A 23378-nucleotide genomic window follows, 5' to 3' on the forward strand; every position below is an offset into this window, starting at 1 on the left:
CACTTCCGGCGGCACGGGCTAGCCGGCGGGCGTGACGAACCCGGAGTCGTACGCCCGGACCACCGCCTGGGTCCGGTCCCGCGCCCCCAGCTTGGCCAGCACGTTGCCCACGTGGGTCTTCACCGTCTGGACACCCAGGTACAGCTCGGTCGCGATCTCCACATTGGACAGTCCGGCGGCCATCAGGCGCAGCACTTCGCGCTCCCGTTCGGTCAGCCCGGCACTCGCCAGCCCGTCGCCCGCCGGCGACGGCGAGTGCTGGGCGGCCAGCCGCCGGATCGCCGCCGGGAACAGCAGCGACTCGCCCGTCACCACGGTCCGGATCGCCGCGACGATCTCCTCCGGGCGGGCCCGCTTGAGCAGGAACCCGCTGGCGCCGGCGACAAGCGCGTCGTAGACGTAGTCGTCGTTCTCGAAGGTGGTCACCACGATCACCTTCGGTGGATTATCCACAGTGGACATCAGGTGCGCGGTGGCGCGGATCCCGTCCACCGCGGGCATCCGCACGTCCATCAGGACGACGTCGGGGCGCAGCCGCGACACCAGCCCGGGCACCTCGGCACCGTCGGCGGCCTCGCCCAGCACGGCGAGGCCGTCCTCGCTGTCGATGATGGCCTTCAGCCCGGCACGGATCAGCGGTTCGTCGTCGACCAGCAGCACCCCGACGTTCATCGCCCGCTCCCCCACGGCACCCGCACCACGACCTCCCACCGCTCACCGGCCCGCCCTGCCGTCAGTTCACCGCCGAGCACCGCCGCCCGTTCGGCCATCCCGCGCAGCCCCCGGCGGCCCGCCCGCGGCGTCCCGCTGCCGAGCGGGTTGCCGACCCGGGCGACAAGGCCGTTCGCCGCGACGTCGACGTCCATCGTGACCGGGACCTTACCGGCGTGCCGGACGGCGTTGGTCAGGCATTCCTGCAGGATCCGGTAGACCTCGCGCGACACCACCGGCGGCACGGCGGCCAGGTCGCCACGGACGTCCGCGGTGACCTCGGTACCGGCCAGCCGCGTCGCCTCGAGAAGGTCCGGCAGGTCGGCCAGCGAGGGTTGGGGCGTGCGGCCCGCGGCTTCCTCACGCAGCAGGCCGAGCACGTGGTCGAGGTCGTCGAGCGCGGTGCGGGCGGAGTCCTCGATGGCGGTCAGCGCGCGTTCGGTGAACTCCGGATCGGCGCGCAGCGTCCGCCGGGCGGCGCCGGCCTGGATCGAGACGACGCTCAGCGCGTGCCCCACCGAGTCGTGCAGCTCCCGCGCCAGCCGGTTGCGCTCGGCGAGCTGCCCGGTCCGCCGTTCCAGCTGCGCGATCCGATCGGCGGCGGTCATCCCGAGCAGCCGTCCCGCGACCCGCCGCAGGAGCCCGCCGATCACCCACACGGCGTAGATCAGCACCACCACGGCGATCGCGAAAGCGACCGGGATCCACACAGAGGCCCACCCCTTCGGGACGGTGACCTCGGCCTCGCCTTGGATCAGCTTGCCGGTGAACACGGCGCTGACGGACAGCCCGAAGGCGACGGGCGCGGCGAGGCTGACCAGGCTGACCCCGCACCCGACGAGCACGTGCAGCGCGAACATCACGGCAGCCCGGACGCGCCCCTGCCGAGTGCGCGGTTTCGCGGGCGCGCCGGGCGCCGGGTTGTCGAGCAGTTCGCGGACGGCGGTGGACTCGAGGACGTGCACGGCGGGCAGGAACGCCGTCCCGGCCACGACGAGCAGCGTGACCAGCCCGCCGATCAGACTGGCCCGTTCCAGCGTCGCCGCGAAGGGCAGCAGCGACGGCACGGCGACGGAGGCGAACAGCAGGTAGGGCACGCTGATGGCCCCGCCGAGGACGAGGTACACCCAGCGGCGGTAGGTAGCCCTGCTCACCAGCGGCCGGAGTACACGCACGAGCCGATCTTCGCAGTTCGCGGGCTCGGATGCTTCCCTCTCGAGATGGAGGCAATTCCGTGAAGGCCACCCTGAGGGACTCTGAGTCCCTCATGGTGGCCTTCACGGAATTGCGGGATCCCGGTTAGTAGGCGACCTGGCGGGTCTCCGCAGCACGAGCCGCGAAGCCGTTCGTCCAGAGGGACTGGACCTTCGCCGCCTCCGCCGCCGACGGCTTCGCGTTCTTGCACGCCGTGCCGGGGCCGTGGCCGGACATCAGCTCGGTGCACGGGCCGGTGTAGTGGTCCGGCAGGCCGAGGTTGTGGCCCAGCTCGTGCGCCGCGATGCGCGTCGGGTCGAAACCCTCGGCGACCTGGCTGGTGTCGAGGTAGATGTCGCCGCGGCCGTGGCCGTTCGTGTTGGTGTACGAGCCGCCGCTGTGGATCTCGTGGAACACGACCGTCGCGCCGCTGCTGCGCTTGACCAGCTTGACGTCGGTGACCACGGCGTTCCAGTTGGCCGCGCCCTGGTCGATCTGGGCGAGGTAGTCGGGCGCGCCGGACGAGGTGTAGTACACCGTCGTGACCGCGGCGGGCGCGGCGGTGGCGGTGGTGAGCCCGGCGCCCAGGGGCACCGCGACCGCGGCGGCCAGCACCAGGACCCGGCCGAGCAGACGTCCGTTCATCGTGTCTCCCTTTGTCCGATTAGAGAACACTTCACCGTAGTTCGCGCGGTCAGGTTAGAAGTCCACCGCAACTCCGGACCACGGCCGAAAGTAGCTCCCTCGCGGGAGGGAGCCGGTTCCCGCCGCCGCGTGAGCCCGCCGGCCGGGCCGCCGTGGTCTGCTCGGCCACGGCGAAAGGGAACCGATGACCATCTTGCTGGGCCTGCTGACCCTCCCCGTGTACGTCCTGGTGCTGTGGCCGCTCGTCGCCGCGTCGCGCCGGGTGCTCGGCGTGCGCATCGGCGCGGTCCGCGCACTGTGCGGCGCGGGGTTCGGCTGGCTCGTCGCCGGCGGCGTCGCCCAGGCGTTCCCGAAGTCGTTGCCGAGCCACGGCGCCGCGTTCCTCGGGCTGCTGATCCCGTTGGCGGGCAGCGCTTTCCTCGCGACGCTCGTCTTCCTCTTCCTCGCCGAGATGGCGTTCCCCGGCGGCCTCGGGCTGGGTCGCCTCCGCGCCGCGTACACCAGGGTTTCGCGCGCCCGGCGGTATTCGCAGATCAGCCGGATCGCGATCAAGCACGGCCTCGGCCGCTACCTCGCGGGCCGCCGTGAACCCGGCCTCGCGCCGGGACGGCAGGCCAAGCTCGCCCGCTCCCTGCGCCGCGCGCTCGAGGAAGGCGGCGTGACGTTCGTGAAGCTCGGCCAGCTCCTGTCGACCCGTTCGGACCTGCTGCCCCCGGTCTTCGTCGAGGAGCTCGGCAAGCTCCAGGACCAGGTCGCGCCCGCCCGCGCCGACGCCGTTTGGGCGGTGCTGGAGGCCGAACTCGGCGGCTCGCCCGACGACGTCTTCGCCGAGTTCGACCCGGAACCGCTTGCGGCGGCGTCGGTCGCGCAGGTCTACAAAGCACGGTTGCGCGGCGGCGAGGACGTCGTCGTGAAGGTCCAGCGGCCCGGCGTGCGGGAACAGGCCGAACGCGACGTCGACATCGTCCGCCGCGTCGCGGCCGCCCTGGAGGAGCGGGCGGACTGGGCACGCTCGCTGGGGGTCGCCGAACTCGCCGACGGGTTCGCCGCGGCCCTGGCCGAAGAGCTGGACTTCACCATCGAGGCCCGCAACATCGCCGCGGTGGCCGCCACTTCCGGCCCGGACGTCGCCCTGCCGACCGTCCACAAAGCACTGTCCACGGAGCGCGTGCTCGTCATGTCCCGGCTGAGCGGCAAGCCCCTGGAAACGGCGCCGGCGGGTGACCGCGAACGGCTCGCGCGATCCCTCCTGCGCTGCCTGCTCGACCAGGTGATGATCGGCGGGGTCTTCCACGCCGACCCGCACCCGGGCAACCTCATGCTGCTGGCCGACGGCCGCCTCGGCCTGCTCGACTTCGGCTCGGTCGGCCGCCTCGACGCCGGGCTGCGCGGCGGCCTGCAGAACCTCGTGCTGGCCCTGGATCGCGGCGACCCGGCGGCCCTGCGTGACGCGCTCCTCGAGATCGTCGACCGCACCGGCGACATCGACGAGCAGCGCCTCGAACGCGCCCTCGGCGCCCTGGTCGCCCGGCACTTCGGGCCCGGCCGCACGCCGGACCTCGACCTGTTCACCGGTCTGTTCCGGGTGGTCGCGGACTTCCGGCTGAGCGTCCCGCCGCCGGTGGCCGCGGTGTTCCGGGCGCTGGCCACGGTCGAGGGCACGCTGTCGGCGCTGTCGCCCGGCTTCGACGTCGTGGCCGAGTCCCGCGCGTTCGCCGTCGAGCAGGTCGGCGCCGGACTCCGCCCGGGCTCGCTGGGCCGCACCGCGGTCACCGAGTTGACGGCGCTGCTCCCGGTCCTGCGCCGCATCCCCCGCCGCGTCGACCGGATCGGCGCCGCGCTGGAAGAGGGCCGGCTGTCGGTGAACGTCCGCCTGTTCTCCGACGAGCGCGACCGCGACGTCGTCACCGGCCTGGTCCACGAGGTCCTGCTGGCCTTCGTCGGCGCGGCAACGGGGTTGATGGCGGTGTTCCTGCTGACCGGCTCGACCGGCCCGCGGCTCCTGCCGGAGCTGACGCTGAACCAGGCCTTCGGTTACAACCTGCTGGTGATCAGTGCGTTGGTGGGGCTACGACTGCTTTTCGTCGTCTTCCGGCGCTCCGGGCAGCGCTCACGATCACGCCGATGAGCCCGGCGAGGAACGCCGCGATGCCTCCGGCGATCCACCACCGCAACCCGGCCAACGTGGAGTCGCCGAACGGCGCCCCCGGCAGGCCGGCGTCCGTGAACGCGGTCGTCGGAGTCAGCGATGCCGGGGTGACCACCGTGCCGGTGGCGACCACGAACCCGCCGATCCCGGACACCCGGACGACACCGCGGAAGCGTGAGTCGAAGGCGTTGCCGCGGTTGTCCCCGGCGACGAAGACCGTGCCTTCGGGCACCCGGGTCGTGAAGGCGAAGGTCGCGGTGCCGTCCGAGGCGTACTCGCCCTTGCTGAGGTACGACTCCGTGACCGGCTTCCCGTTGACCGTCAAGTGTCCGTCGGCGCAGCAGGCGACGGTGTCCCCGGCGATCCCGGCCACCCGGAAGACGGTGACACCGGGCTGGTCGGCCTGGGCGAACGCACCGCTGTCGAAGACGACCACGTCGCCGCGGTGGACCTCTTCACCGTCCAGCGCGCGGGCGACGATGCGATCGCCCGGGTTCAGCGCCGGGCTCATCGCCCCGCCGCTCGGAATCGTGAACTGGCGGTAGTCGGACACCATCCGGCCCACGCCGTACGCGCCGGCGCCCACGCCGAGCACGGCCACGGCGATCATCACCAGCAGGACGGGAGAAACGCGGCGACGCTTCGGCGGGGCGGGCGGCGCAGCGGGGAACGCGGGTTCGGTCACCAAGATCTATCGGGACACAGTGGACAGTGTTACCCCGCCCGCGGCGCGTACATGATCACCGCGACCCCCGCGAGGCACAGCAGTGCGCCGATGACGTCGTAGCGGTCCGGGCGATAGCCGTCCGCCACCATGCCCCAGGCCAGTGAGCCCGCCACGAACACCCCGCCGTACGCGGCGAGGATGCGGCCGAACTGGGCGTCCGGCTGGAGCGTCGCCACGAAGCCGTACACGCCCAGCGCGACGATGCCGCCGCCGATCCAGATCAGGCCTCGTTGCTCGCGGACGCCCTGCCAGATCAGCCAGGCGCCGCCGATTTCGAAGACGGCCGCCGCGAGGAACAGCAGGATCGACCGGAAGACCACACCGGGATACTAACTCCCGTGCCGTTCACGCTGAGTCACCCGGCCGCCGTGCTACCGCTGGTGCGCGGCCCGCTGGTGCAGTCCGCGCTCGTCGCCGGTTCCGTCGCGCCGGACGTCTTCTGGTTCGTGCCGCGGCTTCCCGGCGTCGGCCTCACCAAGACCCACGAGCTGACCTCGGTCCTCTGGCTCGACCCGCTCCTCGCGCTGGTGATCCTCGCGCTCTTCCAGGTCGTCCTGAGACGACCGCTGCTGGCCTTGGCCCCGAAGTCCCTGGCCGAACGGCTCCCCCGCCACCCCTTCAGCTGGAAGCGGCCGGGCCGGATCGCCCTGTCGCTGGTTCTCGGCGCCGCGACGCACGTCGGCTGGGACGCCTTCACCCACGAGAACGACGGGTTCGCCTTCCTGCGGACCCCGCTCGTCACCGGCGTCGACGTCGGCCGGCTGATCCAGCTGGTCAGCACGATCGCCGGGGCCGCGATCCTCGCGTGGTGGCTGGTCCGCTGGTACCGCGGCGCCCCTGCCGAACCCGCCCCGCCGGCCATCCGGCGCCGCACAGCGGTCACCGCCTTCCTGGCCGCCGGAACGCTCACCGGCGTGCTCGCGGAAGTGCTGCCGTTCCTGGCCCACCACGACCCGATGACCCGCGCGGGCGTCGTCGGCAACGCGACGTACCTGCTGGTCACCGGCGCCGGCAGCGGGTTCCTCGCCGCGCTCGTCCTCTACGCGCTGGCCTGGCACGCGCGGTATAGGTCGTTATACACAGCCGAAAGCCGTGAAGGCCACCTTGAGGGACATGGAGTCCCTCAAGGTGGCCTTCACGGACAAAAACGGGTCAGACGGTGAAGCCGAGGGCGCGCAGCTGCTCGCGGCCGTCCTCGGTGATCTTCTCCGGGCCCCACGGCGGCATCCAGACCCAGTTGATCCGGAAGTCCTTGACGAGGCCGCCGGACGTCAGCGCGGCCGACGTCTGGTCCTCGATGACGTCGGTCAGCGGGCAGGCCGCCGACGTGAGCGTCATGTCGATCGTCGCGGTGTTGTCCGGCTCGACGCGGATGTCGTAGACGAGACCGAGGTCGACGACGTTGATGCCGAGCTCCGGGTCGACGACGTCGCGCATGGCCTCCTCGACGTCCTCGAGCTTCGCGAGCTCGATGTCCTGCGTCGCGGTGGTCTCGGCGTCGAGGTCGGCGGCGGTGCGTCCCTCACGGGTGGCGGTCTCTTCGGTCATGCTTTCTCAGCTCCACTGGTGGTCCGGGCGACGGCGTCCTTGAAGGCCATCCAGCCGAGGAGGGCGCACTTGACCCTGGCCGGGTACTTGGCGACGCCCGCGAAGGCGATGCCGTCCTCCAGCACTTCCTCGTCCGGTTCGACCTTTCCCTTGCCCTGCATCAGTTCGACGAAGGCGTCCATGGTGGTGAACGCTTCCTCGAGGGTGTGCCCCACGACCAGGTCCGTCATGACCGACGTCGAGGCCTGGCTGATCGAGCAGCCCTGGCCGTCGTAGGAGACGTCGGCGACCTTCCCGTCGTCGAGCTTGACCCGCAGCGTCACCTCGTCGCCGCAGGTCGGGTTGACCTGGAACGACTCGGCGTCGAACGGGTCCCGCAGGCCGCGGCCGTGCGGGCGCTTGTAGTGGTCCAGGATGATCTCCTGGTACATGCTTTCCAGGTTCACTGTGTCACCTCTTGGGCCACCCCGAAGAACTTCTGGGCCTCGCGAACACCCGCTACCAGGGCGTCCACTTCGGACAGCGTGTTGTACAGGTAGAACGACGCCCGCACGGTCGCCTGCGCGCCGCATGCCCGGTGCAGCGGCCACGCGCAGTGGTGGCCGACGCGCACGGCGATGCCGAGGCTGTCGAGCACCTGGCCGGCGTCGTGCGGGTGCACGCCGTCGATCACGAACGACACGGTGGCGCCGCGGTCCTTCAGGTCGGTGGGCCCGACGATCCGGACGCCGGGGATGGCGCCGATGCCGTCGAGCGCGGCCGCGGCGAGCTCGTGCTCGTGCGCCGCGATCCGGTCCATGCCGATGGCCGAGAGGTAGTCGACGGCCGCGCCGAGGCCGATGGCCTGCGACGTCATCGGCACGCCCGCCTCGAACCGCTGCGGCGGCGGCGCGAAGGTGGAGCCCTCCATGCGGACCATCTCGATCATCGATCCGCCGGTGAGGAACGGCGGCATCGCCGAGAGCAGCTCGGTGCGTCCGTAAAGGACACCGATGCCGGACGGGCCGAGCATCTTGTGGCCGGAGAACACCGCGAAGTCGACACCCAGCGCGTGGAAGTCCACCCCGAAGTGCGGCACCGACTGGCAAGCGTCGAGCACCGTGAGCGCGCCGACGGCCTTGGCCTTCTCGACGAGCAGCGAGACCGGGTTGACCGTGCCGAGCACGTTCGACTGGTGCGCGAACGCGACCACCTTCGTGCGAGGCGTGATCAGTTCGTCCACATCGGACAGGTCGAGCCGGCCGGCCGCAGTCACCTTGAACCACTTCAGCGTGGCCCCGGTGCGCTGGCACAACTGCTGCCAGGGCACGAGGTTCGCGTGGTGCTCCATCTCGGTGATGACGATCTCGTCGCCCGGGCCGACCACGAAGCGCGAAGCTTCGGGGCCGGCCGTGGCGGCGTTGCTCATCGAGTACGCGACGAGGTTGATGCCCTCGGTCGCGTTCTTGGTGAACACCAGCTCCTCGGGGTCGGCGCCGACGAACTCCGCGACCTTCGCGCGGGCGGACTCGTAGGCGTCGGTGGCCTCTTCGGACAGCTGGTGCGCACCGCGGTGGACGGCGGAGTTCGACGTGAAGATGTAGTCGCGTTCCGCGTCGAAGACCGGCGTCGGGCGTTGCGAGGTCGCCCCGGAGTCCAGGTACACCAAGGGTTTCCCGTCGCGGACAGTACGCGACAGGATCGGGAAGTCGGCCCGCAACGCGGCGACGTCCAAGGGAACAGAGCTAGCCGAGGTGGTGGTCATCGGGCCGGCTCCTCTCTTTCTTTCTCGGTGTAGTCCTGGGGTGGGGAACGTCAGAGCGCGGCCGGCTCGGGCTTGCCGGCGTACTTGACGTAGCCGTGCTCCTCCAGCTCGTCGGCCAGCTCCTTGCCGCCCGACTCGACGATCTGGCCGCCGGCGAAGACGTGCACGAAGTCCGGCGTGATGTGCCGCAGGATCCGGGTGTAGTGCGTGATCAGCATGACGCCGACCTCGCTCGAAGCCTTGTAGGCGTTGACGCCCTCGGAGACGACGCGCAGGGCGTCGACGTCGAGACCGGAGTCGGTCTCGTCGAGGATGGCGAACTTCGGCTTGAGCAGCGCCAGCTGCAGGATCTCGTGGCGCTTCTTCTCGCCGCCGGAGAAGCCCTCGTTGACCGAGCGCTCGGCGAACTCCTGCGAGATCTCGAGCTTGCCCATCTCCTCCTTGACCTCCTTGACCCACAGGCGAAGCTTGGGAGCCTCGCCGCGGACCGCGGTGGCCGCGGTGCGGAGGAAGTTGGACATCGAGACGCCGGGCACCTCGACCGGGTACTGCATGGCCAGGAACAGGCCGGCGCGGGCGCGCTCGTCGACGCTCATCTCGAGGACGTTCTCGCCGTCGAGCAGCACCTCGCCGGAGGTCACCTGGTACTTCGGGTGACCGGCGATCGCGTAGGACAGGGTGGACTTGCCGGAGCCGTTGGGGCCCATGATCGCGTGGGTCTCGCCCGACTTGATCGTCAGGTTCACACCCTTGAGGATCTCCTTGGCGCCTTCGTCGGTGTTGACCGAGGCGTGCAGGTCCTTGATTTCCAGGGTAGCCATTCTTCGTTTCCTAAAAGTCTGCGGTGGACGGCGTCAGGCGCCAACGGCTTCGAGCTCGGCCTCGATCGCGGCTTCGAGGCGCTCGCGCACCTCGGGGACGTCGATCTTCACCAGGATCTCGTGGAAGAACCCGCGCACGACCAGCCGGCGGGCGGCTTCTTCGGCGATCCCGCGCGACTGCAGGTAGAACAACTGCTCGTCGTCGAACCTTCCCGTCGCGCTCGCGTGGCCGGCGCCTTCGATCTCGCCGGTCTCGATCTCCAGGTTCGGCACGGAGTCCGCGCGCGCACCCGGTGTGAGCACCAGGTTGCGGTTGAACTCGTAGGTGTCGGTGGCCTCGGCCGCGGCGCGGATCAGCACGTCGCCGATCCAGACCGTGTGCGCGCCCTCGCCCTGCAGCGCGCCCTTGTAGCCCACCCGCGACTTGCAGTTGGGCACCGCGTGGTCGACGAAGAGGCGGTGCTCCTGGTGCTGGCCGCCGTCGGCGAAGTAGACGCCGAGCATGTCGACGTCGCCGCCCTTGTCGGCGAAGGTCGCCGTCGGCGAGACGCGGACCAGGTCACCGCCGAGGGTGATCACGGTGTGCCGCAGCGCGGCGTCGCGGCCCAGCTTCAGGTGCTGCTCGGAGACGTGCACCGCGTCGTCGGCCCAGTCCTGGACGCTGACCACGGTGACCTTGGCGCCGTCGCCGATGACGAACTCGACGTTGTCGGCGTAGGTGCCGGAGCCGACGTGGTCGAGCACGACGACGGCTTCGGCGAACGCCTCGGCGCGGACCTGCAGGTGCCCGTAGGCGACCTTGCCCTCGCCCGGGCCGTGGATGCGCAGCACCGACGGCTTGGACGCCTTGGTCTCCTTGGGCACCGTCACGACGGTGGCCTTGGTGAACGAGGAGTAGGCCTGCGCGGCGATGCGGTCGCTCGGCACGCCGGCCTGGCCGAGGCGCGCGTCGTCGCGGCCGACGGTCTCGATGGTCAGCTCGGGGGCGGCGTCGAGGTCGAGGGTGATCTCGCCGGTGGCGGGCGCGCTGCCGTCGTGCAGGCCGCGCAGCCGCTTCATCGGCGTGAAGCGCCAGTTCTCCTCACGGCCGCCCGGGACCTCGAAGGCCTCGACGTCGTAGGAGGTGAAGCGCTCCGCGCGGGAGGCCGCCGGAATGACGGCCCCCTCGCGAAGAGCTTCGGAAACGTTGTTCTCGGTAACCGACATGACTAGCCGACGGACCCTTCCATCTGGAGCTCGATCAGGCGGTTCAGCTCGAGCGCGTACTCCATCGGCAGCTCACGCGCGATGGGCTCGACGAACCCGCGCACGATCATCGCCATCGCCTCGGCCTCGTCGAGGCCGCGCGACATCAGGTAGAACAGCTGCTCTTCGCTGACCTTGGACACCGTGGCCTCGTGGCCCATGGACACCTCGTCGTTGCGGATGTCCACGTACGGGTAGGTGTCCGAGCGCGAGATCGTGTCGACCAGCAGGGCGTCACAGACCACGCTGGAGCGCGAGTGGTGCGCCCGCTTCGCGACGCGGACCAGGCCGCGGTACGACGTGCGGCCGCCGCCGCGCGCCACCGACTTCGACACGATCGTCGAGGAGGTGTACGGCGCGAGGTGCTCCATCTTGGCGCCCGCGTCCTGGTGCTGGCCTTCGCCCGCGAACGCGACCGAGAGGACCTCACCCTTGGCGTGCTCGCCCATGAGGAAGACCGACGGGTACTTCATGGTCACCTTGGAACCGATGTTGCCGTCGATCCATTCCATGGTCGCGCCCTCTTCGCACTTGGCGCGCTTGGTGACCAGGTTGTAGACGTTGTTCGACCAGTTCTGGATGGTCGTGTAACGGCAGCGGGCGCCCTTCTTGACGATGATCTCCACGACCGCCGAGTGCAGCGAGTCGGACTGGTAGATCGGCGCCGTGCAGCCCTCGACGTAGTGCACGTAGGCGTCTTCGTCGACGATGATCAGGGTGCGCTCGAACTGGCCCATGTTCTCGGTGTTGATCCGGAAGTAGGCCTGCAGCGGGATGTCCACCTTGACGCCCTTGGGCACGTAGATGAACGAACCGCCGGACCACACCGCCGTGTTCAGCGCGGAGAACTTGTTGTCGCCGGCCGGGATGACCGAGCCGAAGTACTCCTCGAACAGCTCCGGGTGCGTCTTGAGCGCGGTGTCCGTGTCCAGGAACAGGACACCCTGCTTCTCGAGGTCCTCGCGGATCGAGTGGTAGACGACCTCGGACTCGTACTGGGCCGCGACACCGGCGACGAGGCGCTGCTTCTCCGCCTCGGGGATGCCCAGCCTGTCGTACGTGTTCTTGATGTCCTCGGGCAGCTCTTCCCAGCTCGTGGCCTGCTTCTCGCTGGAGCGCACGAAGTACTTGATGTTCTCGAAGTCGATCCCGGAGAGGTCCGCGCCCCAGTTGGGCATCGGCTTCTTCTCGAAGAGCTTGAGCGCCTTGAGTCGTGCTTCGCGCATCCACTCCGGTTCGGACTTCTTCCCGGAGATGTCGGTGACGACATCCTCGTTCAGCCCGCGACGGGCGCTGGCGCCCGCTACGTCGGAGTCGGCCCAGCCGAACGCGTACTTGCCCAGGGACTCGATGGTCTCTTCCTGGCTCAAGGGCGCGGTGGTGGGAGTGCGCTGCTCGGCAGCGGCAGTCATGCGGGTTTCCCTCCATTCGGGATCCGTGCTGTGCGCCCAGAGGGCACCGTGCTGACCGGCTCGGGATGGGCCGGCTGACCCGCCGAAGCGGGTACGTGGGTGGTGCACACGGAATCACCGCGTGCGATGGTCGCCAGCCGCTGGACGTGGGTGCCCAGCAGCTTCGCGAACGCCTCGGTTTCGGCCTCGCACAGCTGCGGGAACTCCGCGGCGACGTGGGCGACCGGACAATGGTGCTGGCAAAGCTGCGCGCCGACGTTCTGTCGGAGGCCAGGCCCTTCTTGCGAAGAACTCAGTGTGCCGACCTGACGGGTCGACGCAGCGTAGCCCTCCCTGGTCAGCGCGGTCGCCAAGGCCTCCGCGCGCGCCGCCGGATCACTCGATCCGGTGATCGCGGAGCGGTGGGGCTCGACCAGCGAAGCGACGCGACGCTCGGCGAAGGCGCGTACGGCGTCTTCGCCCGCGTGCTCGGCGAGGAAGCGGATGGCCGAGACGGCCAGGTCGTCGTAGGCGTGCCCGAAGCGGGCGCGGCCGGACTCGGTCAGCAGGAAGAGCTTCGCGGGACGACCCCGGCCCCGGGGGCCGCGGCGCGGCGCGTCCCGCGACTCGGCTTCGCCGTCCGCGAGAAGCGCGTCCAGGTGCCGGCGGACGGCCGCCGGGCTGATCCCGAGCTGCTCGGCGACGACCACGGCGGTCATGGGACCCTGTTCCAGGAGCAGCCGGGCGACCTCACTGCGGGTCTTGCCCTCGGCGCTGACCTGCGACGGGACGGCGTTCACCACGGTGCGGGGCGTGTCGCCACCCACCTGGTCCGCTGCCGCCGTCTTTTTCACAACACAAGTGTGTCTTATTTCCCTGCGGACGGCAAAGGCGGGGTCTTCGGCAGTGACCCGACTCACGCCGCACCGGCGGCGATACCCTGACTCCCGTGGCTGTGGGCGAACTGGGTGAACATCCTGCACGGGAGGACCGGCGAGTGGCGGACATCGTCACCGGGAGTGCACATCCGGTGACCCTGTCGCCCGTCGAGCCCCGGGTGCCGCTCCCCCTGGAGGGCGACGAGCGGCGCGCGCTGAACGTCGTCCGCCGGTTCGGCACGGTCGGGTCGCTCTTCCTCGCGCTGGGCTCCCTCGGCGCCGGCGCCGCGCCGGTGATCAACCCGGTGCAGGAGATCCCGGTGCTGCGGCTGTTCACGCGCATCCCCACCGTGTCCCTGGCCATCGCCATCTCCGGCATGGGCATCCTGGTGCTCAGCTGGCTGATGCTCGGCAAGTTCGCCCGCCCCGACCGCGCGCGGCTCGCGTCGCAGGGCCAGCTCGCCCGCACCATCGCGCTGTGGGTGCTGCCGCTGCTGGTGATCCCGCCGCTGTTCTCCCGCGACGTCTACAGCTACCTCGCGCAGAGCGAGATCGTGCACCGCGGGATGGACCCCTACACCCTCGGCCCGGCGCAGGCCCTCGGCGTCGCCGACCCGTTCACCGCGGGTGTGTCGAACATGTGGCGCGAGACGCCGGCGCCGTACGGGCCGCTGGTGCTGCGCCTCGGCGGCTGGCTCGCGCCGATCTCCGGCCAGAGCATCGCGATGGGCGTGCTCCTGCAGCGCGTGCTGGCCCTGGCCGGCGTGGTCCTCATCGTCTGGGCCCTGCCGCGGCTGGCCCGCCGCTTCGGCGTCCAGCCCGCGACCGCGCTGTGGCTGGGCGCGCTCAACCCGCTGCTGATCTTCCACTTCGTCGCCGGCGCCCACAACGACGCGCTCGCCATCGGCCTGATGCTCGCCGGGCTGGAGGTGGGCATCCGGCGGCTGCCGATCCGGGTCAAGGGCGACACTCCCCCGCCGCTGGCGCGCGGCGAACTGCTCTACATCGGGCTCGGGGTCGCGATCATCACGCTCGGCGTGGCGGTGAAGGTGCCCGCGGTGTTCGCCCTGCCGTTCTTCGCCGTGATGGTCGCGCGCCGCTGGCACGGCCGGCTGAAAGACCTGTTCCTGGCCGGCGCGCCGATGGCGGCGTGGTTCGGCGTCGTGCTGGCCGTCGTCTGCTTCGGCTCCGGGCTCGGTTTCGGCTGGGTCGGCGCGACGTTCAACACACCGGGCCTCGTCCGCGCCTGGATCTCCCCCACCGCCGAGCTCGCGAACCTCTCCGGCGTCCTCGGCATCGCGCTCGGGCTGGGCAACCACACCAACGCGCTGGTGCCGATCCTCGGCGCGCTCGGCTACCTCGTCGCCGTCGCCATCACCGTCAAGTTCCTCTGGGACAGCTTCAAGTGGCGCTACCGGCCGATCATCGGCCTCGGCGTCTCGCTGGGCGCGGTGATGATCCTGCAGATCAACCTGCAGCCCTGGTACGTGCTGTGGGCGGTGATCCCGCTCGCCGCGGCCGCCGGGACGTCCCGGTTCCGGGTGGCCGCGACGGTGCTGTCCGCCGCCCTGCCCTTCCTGCTCCCGCCCACCGGCAGCACCTTCGACGGCCGCCCGTACGTGCTGCCGTTCGCCTACGTCGCGGCGATCGTCGTGTGCGGCGCGGGGATGCTCGTCGTGCGGCGTCTCGCGCCCGTCCTGCTCTCCAGGCCGTCCCCGCGGCTGCCCGCGCAGGCCGACGCCGTATCGTGACGCGATGTGAGTGCCCCCGCCGTCGAGATCACCGGGCTGGTGAAAAGCTACGGCTCCACCTGCGCGGTCGACGGTCTCGACCTGCACATGGAGCGCGGCGGCCTGCTCGCCCTGCTCGGCCCGAACGGGGCCGGCAAGACCACCACCGTCGAAATCTGCGAAGGCTTCCTGCGGCCTGACGCCGGCTCGGTGCGCGTGCTCGGCCTCGACCCGCACCGCGAGTCCGCCGCCCTGCGCCCCCGGCTCGGGATCATGCCCCAGGGTGGCGGCGCCTACCCGGGCGTGCGCGCCGACGAGATGCTCAAGCTCGTGGCCTCGTGCGCCGCGTCGCCGCTGGATCCCGCCTGGCTGCTGGACATCCTCGGCCTGGCTCCGGTGCGCCGGACGCCGTTCAAGCGCCTTTCGGGCGGGCAGCAGCAGCGGCTGTCGCTGGCCTGCGCCCTGGTCGGGCGGCCCGAGCTGTTGTTCCTCGACGAGCCGACCGCGGGCATGGACCCGCAGGCCCGGCGCCTGGTCTGGGACCTGCTGGGCGCGTTGCGCGCCGACGGCGTCTCAGTGCTGCTGACGACCCACCTGATGGAAGAGGCCGAAGCGCTGGCCGACACCGTGGTGATCGTGGACCACGGCAAGGTCGTCGTCTCCGGCGCGCCGCACACCCTGACGATCGACGAGAGCGGCACCGCGGGCCTGCGGTTCAAGGCCCGCACCCGGCTCGACACCAAGCTGCTGGCCGCCGCGCTGCCGGAGGGCTACGACGTGCGCGAGTCGGCGCCGGGGACCTACGTCGTGGTCGGCTCGGTCGACCCGCAGGTCGTGTCGACGGTCACCGCGTGGTGCGCCCAGCAGGGCGTGCTGCCGGAGGAGCTGCAGGTCGGCCGGCGGACGCTCGAAGAGGTCTTCCTGGAGCTGACCGGACGGGAGCTGCGGGCGTGAACTTCGAGGCCGGCACCTTCACCCCCGCCCCCGGGCGCGGGTCGCTCGGGCGGATGCTGCGGACGCACGCGCGCGTCGAGGCGAGCCTGACGCTGCGCCACGGCGAGCAGGTGCTGCTGACCCTGCTCATCCCGCTGGCCCTGCTGATCGGCTTGTCGCTGCTGGACATCCTGCCCGCGTCCCAGCTCGGCTCGACGTCCAAAGTGGACTGGATCACGCCCCGGATCCTGGCGCTGGCGGTGATGTCGTCGGCGTTCACCGGCCAGGCGATCGCGCTGGGCTTCGACCGGCGTTACGGCGTCCTGAAGCGGCTTTCGGCGACGGCGTTGCCGCGCTGGCTGCTGGTCGCGGGACGGCTCATCGCCGCGCTGGTGGTGGTCGCGCTGCAGTCCGTGGTGATCGGCGTCGTGGCGGCGTTCCTCGGCTGGTCGCCTTCGGTTTCCGGGCTTGCTTCGGCGGTCCTGCTGCTGGTGCTCGGGACGCTGGCGTTCGGCGCGCTGGGCGTGCTCCTGGGTGGGGCGTTGCGCGCGGAAGCCGTGCTGGCGCTGGCCAACATCGTCTGGTTCGTGCTGCTGCTGGCGGGCGGCATCCTGCTGGCGCCGTCTGCGCTGCCTTCGGGCCTCGCGGTGGTCGTCGAACTGCTGCCGTCGGGAGCTTTGGCCGAGGGCATGCGCGCGGCTCTGGTGGACGGTTCGTTCGCGCCGGGGCCGATGGCGGTCCTGGTGGTCTGGGCGGTGGCCGCGGGCGCGCTGGCTTCGCGGACCACGAAGCTCACCTGACGCCCACTTGTCCACACGACTTGGGCGATGTGGACAACTTCGGGCAGCCGGGCTCCACGAGCCGGAAATGTCGGTGACCGGCGATAGACTGAGCCTGGGCTCGTCCCCCCGGGAAGGGTGGGGGCCGCGTCCCGGGCCGGACGTGACCTTGGTCCCTTGCGGTCGCCGCCCGGTTCTGGGCACCGGGACCTGCCGAAAGCCGGATTTCCGGGCGCTCTACCATCGATGCCGTGCCGTTCACCAGCCTTGTCGCCCGCCTGCCGTACCCCTCCGCCGCGATCCAGCGGGCCGTCGGGATCGCCGCGGTCCTGGCGCAGGCGCTGATCGGCGTCACCGGCTCGATCGTGCGCGTCACCGGGTCCGGCCTCGGCTGCCCGACCTGGCCGCAGTGCGTCGCCGGCAGCCTCGTGCCGAAGCACGACTCCGGCATCGACGCGCTCAACCAGTGGATCGAGTTCGGCAACCGGATGCTGACCGGCGTCGTCATCGCCGTCGCCGCGATCGCCGTCCTCACCGCATGGCGCGTCCAGATCGACCACCCGTCGCGCAAGCGCCTGGTGAAGCTCGCCTGGACGATGCCCGGCGGCGTCGTGCTGCAGGCCGTCGTCGGCGGGATGACCGTGCTGGCGAAGCTCGAGTGGTGGACCGTCGCGATCCACTTCCTCGCCACCACTCCCCTGGTCTGGCTGGCCGTGCTGCTGCTGCGCGCGTTCCGCGAGGGCGACGAGCCCGCGCGGTCGCTCGTCCCCGCGTCGGGCCGCAAGCTCCTGGTCGTGCTCGCCGTCGTGATGTGGCTCGTGCTCGCGGCCGGCACCACGGTCACCGGCGCCGGCCCGCACAGCGGCGACATCAACACCCACCGCCTGGCCGTCTCGGTCGAGACGCTCGCCCAGGTCCACGGCGGACTGCTCATCGCCTACCTGCTGCTGCTGGCGGTGTTCGGGCTGCAGCTGATGCGCACCGGCGCGCCGAAGAGCCTGTGGCAGCGCTACACGTGGGTCTGGGTGATCGCGCTCGCGCAGGGCGGGCTCGGGTCGCTGCAGTACGCGCTGGGCGTGCCGGAGGCGATGGTGTCGTTCCACGTGCTCGGCGCGATGACGGTGATCGTCGCGACGGCGTCCCTGTGGACGGGCAGCCGTGACCGCGGTCCGGTCGTCTCGCTGACGGCCGCGCCGAAGGAACCGGAACTCGCCACCGCCTGAGCAACAGTCGGCCACGCCGCTGTAACTCGGGCAGGCTACGGTTCGCGCCATGACGACGCGCTCCGCGCCCAAGCCACTCATCTCCCACAGCCGCGGCACCGGCGAGATGATCGTGCTCAAGACTTTCCTGCTGGTGCCGTTCGCGGCGCTGCTCGTGGCCGTCCCGCTGGTGTGGGGCTGGGGCATGACCTGGATCGATCTGATCCTCGCCGCGGTGTTCTACGTCTTCGCGACGCTGGGCGTGACCGTCGGCTTCCACCGCTACTTCACGCACGGCGCGTTCAAGGCGAACCGGCCGCTGCGGATCATGCTGGCCGTCGCGGGCAGCATGGCGGTGCAGGGCTCGGTGATCTTCTGGGTCGCGAGCCACCGGCGTCACCACGCCTTCGCCGACCGCGAAGGCGACCCGCACTCGCCGTGGCTGTTCGGCACGTCGCCGTCGGCGCTGCTGCGCGGTTTCTGGCACGCGCACATGGGCTGGATGTTCGGCCGCGAGGTGACCAACGCCGACCGCTTCGCCCCGGACCTGGTGGCGGACGCGGACCTGCGCGTGGTCAACCGCTTCTTCTGGCTGTGGATCACGCTCAGCCTGGCCCTCCCCGCGGCCCTCGGTGGCCTGCTGACGTGGTCGTGGTGGGGCGCGGTGACGGCGTTCTTCTGGGCCGGCCTGGTCCGCATCGCCTTCCTGCACCACGTTTCGTGGTCGGTGAACTCGATCTGCCACCTGATCGGCGAGCGCCCGTTCGCCAGCCGCGACAAGGCCGCGAACTTCTGGCCGCTGGCGCTCCTGTCGATGGGCGAGTCGTGGCACAACTCCCACCACGCGGATCCGACGTGCGCGCGGCACGGGGTGCTGCGGGGTCAGGTGGACGTGTCGGCTCGGGTGATCTGGGGATTCGAGAAGCTCGGCTGGGCGACCGACGTGCGGTGGCCGCGGGTGGACCGGCTGGCCGCGAAGCGCGTCTGAAACCTGAAGAAGATAGCAGTGCCGCCGCGCGAAAAGGCACAGGGGTTACGCCGAAAGGCCTATTGACGCACGGTAGTTTTCCTTCACCGCAAGTGAAGAGTAAAAGGGAGTTCCGCGTGAAGCACCACGGTGGCGAGGGCAACGGCAGCGGCGGCGGGAACACCGGCAACTGAGCCGCTCCGTCCTCGAAGAGGCGAGCCCGCGCTTCGGCGCGGACTCGTCCCGGATTCACTTCCTCGGCCACCTGAAGGCGATCCCGTAGCTCTCCCGCGGGTGGCAGTACCCGTTGAAGGTGTGCTCCACGAACCCGTCACCGACGTCGAGCAGGCGCGAATCCCCGGTGGGCGGCTGGCGCAGTCGTTCGAGTTCGGTCTGTTCCGCGTACCACCAGCAGGCTTCCGGCAGGCAGTCCTGGTCGAAGTTCAGACGGATGGTGAGACCGGCAACCGGTTCGCCGTCCTCGATCCGGCCTTGGTTCACCCCGTGGTGATCGATGTCGACGTTGATCCACCGCCGTTCCTCGTCGAGCCGCCCGTCGACGGCCTCGGAGGCGAAGCTGTACGGCTCGTTCAGCCGTAGCTTCCGCCGGAAGCGCAGCCTGGCCACCATCGGATCGTCCGGGTGCGCACCGGAGGACGCCACGAGCCGGCACGCCCACAACGCTTTCACCGGGATGTCGGCGAGCTCTCCGTTCTCCCGATCATCGCGTGCACGTCGTAGCCGTCGACACCGTCCCGGCGGGCGATGACGTGGCGCTCCGTGATCCGGCGCAGTGCGGTCCGCCGGTGCATGATCACCGTGACGATCGCGCGCTCCAGGAAGACCGGCTGCGCCCCCTCGGACGGCGGGCGGCAGCCGGAGGAATCCCCGCCGTCGGCCGTGCGCCCGACCTCCACATAGCGCAGCCACGCTTCGCCCTCGACGTGCTCGAGCTTTCGCCCTACGCAATCGCACAGCATTCCGAGCGCGCGGCTCCACGCCTGGTGCATCGGCGTTTCCGTGGTGGGTGGCGGATCCCCGAAAACGCCGGGAATCCGGGCCAACTGCCGGAAACGGTCGCGAAGCGTCGATTTCCACTCCCCGCCACCGGGCACCGGCGGCAGCCGGAACGCGGCCAGCAGGACAAAATGATCACGCGGTTCCAACGCCGAGCCCAGCCGGCCGACCTCGTCGACGATCAGTCCCCAGATCGCCCGCGCACGCAGTTCCGGCGTACCGGCAGGCAGTGACGCGGTCGGGCCGATCAGGCAGCCGAGCACCGAGCCGTACCCACCCGACGGGGATTCGATCGTCCGCCGGAGAAACTGGATCAGCTCCCCGTCTCGGCGTTTCGCCAGCAAGCGCAGCGCGACCTTCGCGGGCACCTCCTCGACGCGTTCGCGATCCGACCGGCTCCTCACCACAGCCCTCCACCTCGGAAAAGTCCGACAAAGATCGACAACCCGCGAAAAGCCACGACAACGGCGAAACCGGGAAAACGGTGATCAAATGAGAAGAAATACCTCCCCGCCACAAAAGATCATTTCCGCTCCCGACCGCCTCAGGGCACCCTGAAAACAGGCGTACTAGTACACCATAGACAGGGGTAGCACAGTGGGCAAAGAGATCGAAGGGGGATCTTCACCTCACCGGCGCGATTCCCGGGGCGCGCGAAAAATGATCAAAACCGGCCTCGCCGGAATCGGCGGGCTCTATGTGATCACCGGGTCGATCGCGGTGACCACGATCGGGGCGGTCGTCGCGGTTGCCTTGGCCGTGGCGCACCGAGGCGTCCGGTGACCGCCCCTTCGCCGGCTACGCCAGCTGCTGCCGCACCGCCGAAGCGAACCTCATCGCTGCGCCCGGGTCCGTCTGGCGGAAGCCCAGCGAAGGCTCCGTCAGTTCCAGCTCCAGCAGCAACGGCTTGCCGTCCGCGCCGCGGACCAGGTCCACCCGGGCGTACAGCAGCTCCGCTCGCAGGATGCCCAGCAGCGCCGACGCCGCGTCCAGGACGTCCTCCGCCAGGGCGACCGCGTCGGCGGGTGGCTCGGCTTTCGCCAGCTGCTCCGTCAGGTACAGCCCGGATTCGTCCATTGTGGACCCGAGCATCGCGCTCTTGGCGAAGGCGTGCGAGTAGATGCCGCCGAAGTACGACAGGGCCAGCTCGCCCTCGGTGTCCACACTGGACTGGTACGGCTGGATCAGCGCCGTGTGCCCGTCTGCGTGCAAGGAAGCCACGTGAGACGAAGCGTCGGCGCCCGCGTCGAAGCGGGCCGCGCCGCGGGAACCCGCGCCGACCGACGGCTTGACCACGTACGCCGACTTGGGGAACTTGGCCGACGAACCCGGCTCCACCAGGGTGGTCGGGACCACCGCCACACCCGCGTCCAGCAGCTCCGCCAGGTACGACTTGTCCGTGTTCCAGCGCACCACGGCCGCCGGGTTGTACAGCGCGGGCACCGACTCGCACCAGTCGAGGAACTCGCTGCGGCGCTCCGGGTAGTCCCAGGTGGCGCGCAGGATCACGGCGTCGGCCGCGGCGAAGTCGACGCGGGAGTCGTCCCAGGCCGCCCAGGACACGTCGAAGCCCAGTTCGGTCAGCGCCGCCGGGACGGCGTGCTCGTCGCCGTCGCCTTCGGGCAGTTCCGCGCAGCCGACGAGGATCGCGGTGCGGCTCACCGGCCGGCCATCTTGCGGCGGTGCGCGGCGCCGATCTTGGTGGCCTTCACCGTCTCCGCGTCCCAGGAAGCGGCCTCGAGGTCCTCGACGGCCTCGACCAGGGCCTCGCCCGTCGCGACGGCCGGCACGATGACGTCGCCGAGCGCGCCGTCGGCTCCGACCAGCACGACCCGGGCACCGGCGCCGCCGATGTTCTCCACGACCGCGCGGGACGGCTTGCCGTGCGCCTTCACGAACTTGCGCGCCGCGGTCAGCTGGGCCGACGTGGGCGCGACCGTTTCTTCCGAATCCGAATCAGCCACGTCCCGAACCATAACCAACCGGGGACCGGAACGCGGAACAGCGTGGCGTCGGCCATAGTTGTGCCCGGTAGAAGCCCGACTCCCGAGGAGGACGCATGCCCACCGCAGTGCAGGTGACGAAGACCGGCGGCCCGGAAGTGCTCGAACCGGCCGAAGTGGACGTCGCGGCCCCGCAGGCCGGCGAGCTGCTGGTGGACGTCGCGGCGGCCGGGGTGAACTACATCGACACCTACCAGCGCCAGGGCGTCTACAAGATGGAGCTGCCGTTCGTGCCGGGTCTGGAGGGCGCGGGCACGGTCGCCGAGGTCGGCCCGGACGTCGCCGGGTTCGCGGTCGGCGACCGGGTGGCCTGGCAGGGCTCGCTCGGCAGCTACGCGGCGCGCAAGGTCCTCCCGGCGTCGATCGCGGTGAAGGTGCCCGAAGGCGTTTCGCTCGAGACGGCCGCGGCGACCATGCTGCAGGGCGTCACGGCGCACTACCTGGTCGCGTCGACGTTCGAGGTGAAGCCGGGCCACGACGTGCTGGTGCACGCGGCCGCCGGCGGGGTCGGCCTGTTGCTGGTGCAGCTGGCGAAGGCGCGCGGCGCCCGGGTCTTCGGCACCGTCTCGACCGACGAGAAGGCGGAGCTGGCGCGCGGCGCGGGCGCCGACGAGGTGATCCGCTACGACCGCGAGGACTTCGCGAAGCGGGTCCGAGAGCTGACCGACGGCGAAGGCGTCGACGTCGTGTACGACGGTGTCGGCAAGGACACCTTCGACGCGAGCCTGGCGAGCCTGAAGATCCGCGGCCTGCTGGCGCTGTTCGGCGCGGCGAGCGGCCCGGTGCCGGCGTTCGACCCCCAGCGCCTCAACGCGGGCGGCTCGCTCTACCTGACCCGCCCGACCTCGGTCCACTACGCCCGCACGCGCGAGGAGCTGGACTGGCGCGCGAAGGAGCTGTTCGACGCGGTCCTGGCGGGCGACCTGGACATCCGCATCGGCGGCACGTACCCGCTGGCCGACGCACGCCGCGCCCACGAAGACCTTCAGGGCCGCCGGACGACGGGCAAACTGCTGCTCATCCCGTGACCCCAAGCGGCCCGATGTGGCGTTGGGTGCGTCTGACGCACCCAACGCCACACCGGGGCGCTGTGGACTCAGCCCGGACGGCCGGAACCGAGCCTAGGAGGCCGGGACCGAGACCGCGTCCGTGACGAAGACCAGGGTCTCGTTCGGCTGAATGCCCCGGCCGCCCTGGCCGTAGCCGAGGTCCGGCGGGATGATCAGCAGGCGGCGGGCGCCCTGCTTGATGCCGACCAGGCCCTGGTCCCAGCCCGGGATGACGTCGCCGGCGCCCAGGTTCAGGTCGAACGGCTCGCCGCGGTCGAACGAGCTGTCCAGCTTCTGCTTGTTCGACCACGTCACCAGCGTGTAGTTCATCTTCAGGGCCTGCCCGGCCTTCGCGCCGTTGCCGGTGCCCTCGGACAGGTCCTTCGTGATCAGCTTCTTCGGCGGGTCGCAGTCGTCCGGGATGGTGATCGTCGGCGCTTCGCCGAACTTGCCCGTCGTCTTGATGTCGTCCGCGGTGCACTCGCGGCCCTTGCTCTGGGGCGCCTGCGCGGCCGACGACGACGACGGGACGGTCGGCCCCGCCGGGGCGGCCGTCTGGGTCTTGGTGTCCTGGCCGCACGCGGCCAGCGACAGCGCCGCCGCGGCAACGACCACGATCTTCCCGATTTTCTGCATGCCGGGGAG

General features: G+C 70.7%; 26 protein-coding genes. 9 read left to right on the forward strand and 17 right to left on the reverse strand.

The window, feature by feature from the left end; translation table 11 throughout:
* Window positions 1-18: 18 nt before the first annotated feature.
* The 3 genes from OG494_RS21225 to OG494_RS21235 form a co-directional block, all read right to left on the reverse strand.
* On the reverse strand, window positions 19-672 hold the full coding sequence (locus tag OG494_RS21225; RefSeq protein WP_328458325.1) for a response regulator transcription factor: 654 nt from the start codon (window positions 670-672) through the stop codon (window positions 19-21).
* Window positions 669-1886 (reverse strand): sensor histidine kinase, encoded by a 1218-nt coding sequence (locus tag OG494_RS21230; RefSeq protein WP_328458327.1) that lies wholly within the window; start codon window positions 1884-1886, stop codon window positions 669-671. Before OG494_RS21230 ends, OG494_RS21225 begins: the two co-directional genes overlap by 4 nt.
* Window positions 1887-2010: 124 nt before the next feature.
* Entirely contained in the window at window positions 2011-2550 is a 540-nt protein-coding gene (locus tag OG494_RS21235; RefSeq protein ID WP_328458329.1) for a snapalysin family zinc-dependent metalloprotease, read from the reverse strand.
* 184 nt (window positions 2551-2734) lie between these two features.
* On the opposite strand from OG494_RS21235, the gene OG494_RS21240 reads away from it, so the two are divergent.
* Complete coding sequence (locus OG494_RS21240) at window positions 2735-4678, forward strand: ABC1 kinase family protein (protein WP_328458330.1); 1944 nt, start codon at window positions 2735-2737, stop codon at window positions 4676-4678.
* On the opposite strand, the gene lepB is transcribed toward OG494_RS21240, so the two are convergent.
* Complete coding sequence (lepB, locus tag OG494_RS21245) at window positions 4602-5384, reverse strand: signal peptidase I (protein WP_328458332.1); 783 nt, start codon at window positions 5382-5384, stop codon at window positions 4602-4604. The two genes, OG494_RS21240 and lepB, sit on opposite strands and share 77 nt — an antisense overlap.
* Window positions 5385-5413: 29 nt before the next feature.
* Entirely contained in the window at window positions 5414-5746 is a 333-nt protein-coding gene (locus OG494_RS21250) for a YnfA family protein (RefSeq protein ID WP_328458334.1), read from the reverse strand.
* An 18-nt stretch (window positions 5747-5764) separates the two neighbouring features.
* Here OG494_RS21250 and OG494_RS21255 point away from each other — a divergent pair, with 18 nt between their 5' ends.
* A complete protein-coding gene (locus OG494_RS21255) occupies window positions 5765-6589 on the forward strand; it encodes a DUF4184 family protein (RefSeq protein ID WP_328458336.1) in 825 nt (274 codons plus the stop codon).
* On the opposite strand, the gene OG494_RS21260 is transcribed toward OG494_RS21255, so the two are convergent.
* The 7 genes from OG494_RS21260 to OG494_RS21290 are packed head-to-tail and all read right to left on the reverse strand — an operon-like array spanning window position 6579 to window position 13029.
* On the reverse strand, window positions 6579-6974 hold the full coding sequence (locus OG494_RS21260) for a metal-sulfur cluster assembly factor (RefSeq protein WP_328458338.1): 396 nt from the start codon (window positions 6972-6974) through the stop codon (window positions 6579-6581). The genes OG494_RS21255 and OG494_RS21260 overlap by 11 nt on opposite strands.
* Window positions 6971-7420, reverse strand: a complete 450-nt coding sequence (sufU, locus tag OG494_RS21265; RefSeq protein WP_328458340.1) for a Fe-S cluster assembly sulfur transfer protein SufU — start codon at window positions 7418-7420, stop codon at window positions 6971-6973. Before sufU ends, OG494_RS21260 begins: the two co-directional genes overlap by 4 nt.
* Window positions 7417-8718, reverse strand: a complete 1302-nt coding sequence (locus OG494_RS21270) for a cysteine desulfurase (RefSeq protein ID WP_328458342.1) — start codon at window positions 8716-8718, stop codon at window positions 7417-7419. The genes sufU and OG494_RS21270 overlap by 4 nt, the downstream gene beginning before the upstream one ends.
* Window positions 8719-8768: 50 nt before the next feature.
* On the reverse strand, window positions 8769-9539 hold the full coding sequence (gene sufC, locus OG494_RS21275) for a Fe-S cluster assembly ATPase SufC (RefSeq protein WP_247049213.1): 771 nt from the start codon (window positions 9537-9539) through the stop codon (window positions 8769-8771).
* A gap of 33 nt (window positions 9540-9572) precedes the next feature.
* Window positions 9573-10745 carry a Fe-S cluster assembly protein SufD gene (gene sufD / locus OG494_RS21280; RefSeq protein WP_326954674.1) on the reverse strand — a complete coding sequence of 391 codons (1173 nt, stop codon included), beginning with the start codon at window positions 10743-10745 and terminating at the stop codon, window positions 9573-9575.
* A gap of 2 nt (window positions 10746-10747) precedes the next feature.
* A complete protein-coding gene (sufB, locus tag OG494_RS21285; protein ID WP_247049211.1) occupies window positions 10748-12196 on the reverse strand; it encodes a Fe-S cluster assembly protein SufB in 1449 nt (482 codons plus the stop codon).
* Window positions 12193-13029 (reverse strand): helix-turn-helix transcriptional regulator, encoded by an 837-nt coding sequence (locus OG494_RS21290; protein ID WP_442874447.1) that lies wholly within the window; start codon window positions 13027-13029, stop codon window positions 12193-12195. The genes sufB and OG494_RS21290 overlap by 4 nt, the downstream gene beginning before the upstream one ends.
* Before the next feature lie 143 nt (window positions 13030-13172).
* On the opposite strand from OG494_RS21290, the gene mptB reads away from it, so the two are divergent.
* The 5 genes from mptB to OG494_RS21315 all read left to right on the forward strand — a co-directional run bounded on the left by mptB (window position 13173) and on the right by OG494_RS21315 (window position 18685).
* Window positions 13173-14804 (forward strand): polyprenol phosphomannose-dependent alpha 1,6 mannosyltransferase MptB, encoded by a 1632-nt coding sequence (mptB, locus tag OG494_RS21295; RefSeq protein ID WP_328458349.1) that lies wholly within the window; start codon window positions 13173-13175, stop codon window positions 14802-14804.
* 6 nt (window positions 14805-14810) lie between these two features.
* Window positions 14811-15737 carry an ABC transporter ATP-binding protein gene (locus OG494_RS21300; RefSeq protein WP_328458351.1) on the forward strand — a complete coding sequence of 309 codons (927 nt, stop codon included), beginning with the start codon at window positions 14811-14813 and terminating at the stop codon, window positions 15735-15737.
* A 53-nt stretch (window positions 15738-15790) separates the two neighbouring features.
* Window positions 15791-16516 carry an ABC transporter permease gene (locus OG494_RS21305; RefSeq protein ID WP_328458988.1) on the forward strand — a complete coding sequence of 242 codons (726 nt, stop codon included), beginning with the start codon at window positions 15791-15793 and terminating at the stop codon, window positions 16514-16516.
* Between the two features lie 230 nt (window positions 16517-16746).
* Window positions 16747-17718 carry a COX15/CtaA family protein gene (locus tag OG494_RS21310; RefSeq protein ID WP_328458353.1) on the forward strand — a complete coding sequence of 324 codons (972 nt, stop codon included), beginning with the start codon at window positions 16747-16749 and terminating at the stop codon, window positions 17716-17718.
* A 49-nt stretch (window positions 17719-17767) separates the two neighbouring features.
* Entirely contained in the window at window positions 17768-18685 is a 918-nt protein-coding gene (locus OG494_RS21315; protein ID WP_328458355.1) for an acyl-CoA desaturase, read from the forward strand.
* 228 nt (window positions 18686-18913) lie between these two features.
* Here OG494_RS21315 and OG494_RS21320 read toward each other — a convergent pair whose 3' ends face one another.
* Window positions 18914-19291 carry a hypothetical protein gene (locus tag OG494_RS21320; protein WP_328458357.1) on the reverse strand — a complete coding sequence of 126 codons (378 nt, stop codon included), beginning with the start codon at window positions 19289-19291 and terminating at the stop codon, window positions 18914-18916.
* 59 nt (window positions 19292-19350) lie between these two features.
* A complete protein-coding gene (locus OG494_RS21325; RefSeq protein WP_328458359.1) occupies window positions 19351-20085 on the reverse strand; it encodes a hypothetical protein in 735 nt (244 codons plus the stop codon).
* Window positions 20086-20278: 193 nt separating this feature from the next.
* Between OG494_RS21325 and OG494_RS21330 the strand changes: the two genes are divergently transcribed.
* On the forward strand, window positions 20279-20464 hold the full coding sequence (locus OG494_RS21330) for a hypothetical protein (RefSeq protein WP_328458360.1): 186 nt from the start codon (window positions 20279-20281) through the stop codon (window positions 20462-20464).
* Window positions 20465-20479: 15 nt separating this feature from the next.
* Here the strand turns inward: OG494_RS21330 and OG494_RS21335 are convergent, their stop codons facing one another.
* On the reverse strand, window positions 20480-21343 hold the full coding sequence (locus OG494_RS21335; protein ID WP_328458362.1) for an ATP-grasp domain-containing protein: 864 nt from the start codon (window positions 21341-21343) through the stop codon (window positions 20480-20482).
* Entirely contained in the window at window positions 21340-21645 is a 306-nt protein-coding gene (locus OG494_RS21340; protein WP_328458364.1) for a hypothetical protein, read from the reverse strand. Before OG494_RS21340 ends, OG494_RS21335 begins: the two co-directional genes overlap by 4 nt.
* A gap of 95 nt (window positions 21646-21740) precedes the next feature.
* Between OG494_RS21340 and OG494_RS21345 the strand changes: the two genes are divergently transcribed.
* On the forward strand, window positions 21741-22712 hold the full coding sequence (locus tag OG494_RS21345; protein ID WP_328458366.1) for a quinone oxidoreductase family protein: 972 nt from the start codon (window positions 21741-21743) through the stop codon (window positions 22710-22712).
* A 93-nt stretch (window positions 22713-22805) separates the two neighbouring features.
* Here the strand turns inward: OG494_RS21345 and OG494_RS21350 are convergent, their stop codons facing one another.
* Window positions 22806-23369 carry an FKBP-type peptidyl-prolyl cis-trans isomerase gene (locus tag OG494_RS21350; RefSeq protein ID WP_328458368.1) on the reverse strand — a complete coding sequence of 188 codons (564 nt, stop codon included), beginning with the start codon at window positions 23367-23369 and terminating at the stop codon, window positions 22806-22808.
* Between the last annotated feature and the right edge of the window lie 9 nt (window positions 23370-23378).

It is taken from the genome of Amycolatopsis sp. NBC_00438, assembly GCF_036026695.1.
In the GTDB taxonomy this organism is placed as follows: domain Bacteria; phylum Actinomycetota; class Actinomycetes; order Mycobacteriales; family Pseudonocardiaceae; genus Amycolatopsis.

Excerpts from the sequence above, each read along its gene's own strand:
- OG494_RS21345 (WP_328458366.1), top strand. The coding sequence starts at position 21,741 with ATGCCCACCGCAGTGCAGGTGACGAAGACCGGCGGCCCGGAAGTGCTC.
- OG494_RS21305 (WP_328458988.1), top strand. The coding sequence starts at position 15,791 with ATGCTGCGGACGCACGCGCGCGTCGAGGCGAGCCTGACGCTGCGCCAC.
- OG494_RS21240 (WP_328458330.1), top strand. The coding sequence starts at position 2,735 with ATGACCATCTTGCTGGGCCTGCTGACCCTCCCCGTGTACGTCCTGGTG.
- OG494_RS21270 (WP_328458342.1), bottom strand. The coding sequence starts at position 8,718 with ATGACCACCACCTCGGCTAGCTCTGTTCCCTTGGACGTCGCCGCGTTG.
- sufC (WP_247049213.1), bottom strand. The coding sequence starts at position 9,539 with ATGGCTACCCTGGAAATCAAGGACCTGCACGCCTCGGTCAACACCGAC.
- OG494_RS21260 (WP_328458338.1), bottom strand. The coding sequence starts at position 6,974 with ATGACCGAAGAGACCGCCACCCGTGAGGGACGCACCGCCGCCGACCTC.
- OG494_RS21225 (WP_328458325.1), bottom strand. The coding sequence starts at position 672 with ATGAACGTCGGGGTGCTGCTGGTCGACGACGAACCGCTGATCCGTGCC.
- OG494_RS21235 (WP_328458329.1), bottom strand. The coding sequence starts at position 2,550 with ATGAACGGACGTCTGCTCGGCCGGGTCCTGGTGCTGGCCGCCGCGGTC.
- sufD (WP_326954674.1), bottom strand. The coding sequence starts at position 10,745 with ATGTCGGTTACCGAGAACAACGTTTCCGAAGCTCTTCGCGAGGGGGCC.
- OG494_RS21350 (WP_328458368.1), bottom strand. The coding sequence starts at position 23,369 with ATGCAGAAAATCGGGAAGATCGTGGTCGTTGCCGCGGCGGCGCTGTCG.
- OG494_RS21315 (WP_328458355.1), top strand. The coding sequence starts at position 17,768 with ATGACGACGCGCTCCGCGCCCAAGCCACTCATCTCCCACAGCCGCGGC.
- sufB (WP_247049211.1), bottom strand. The coding sequence starts at position 12,196 with ATGACTGCCGCTGCCGAGCAGCGCACTCCCACCACCGCGCCCTTGAGC.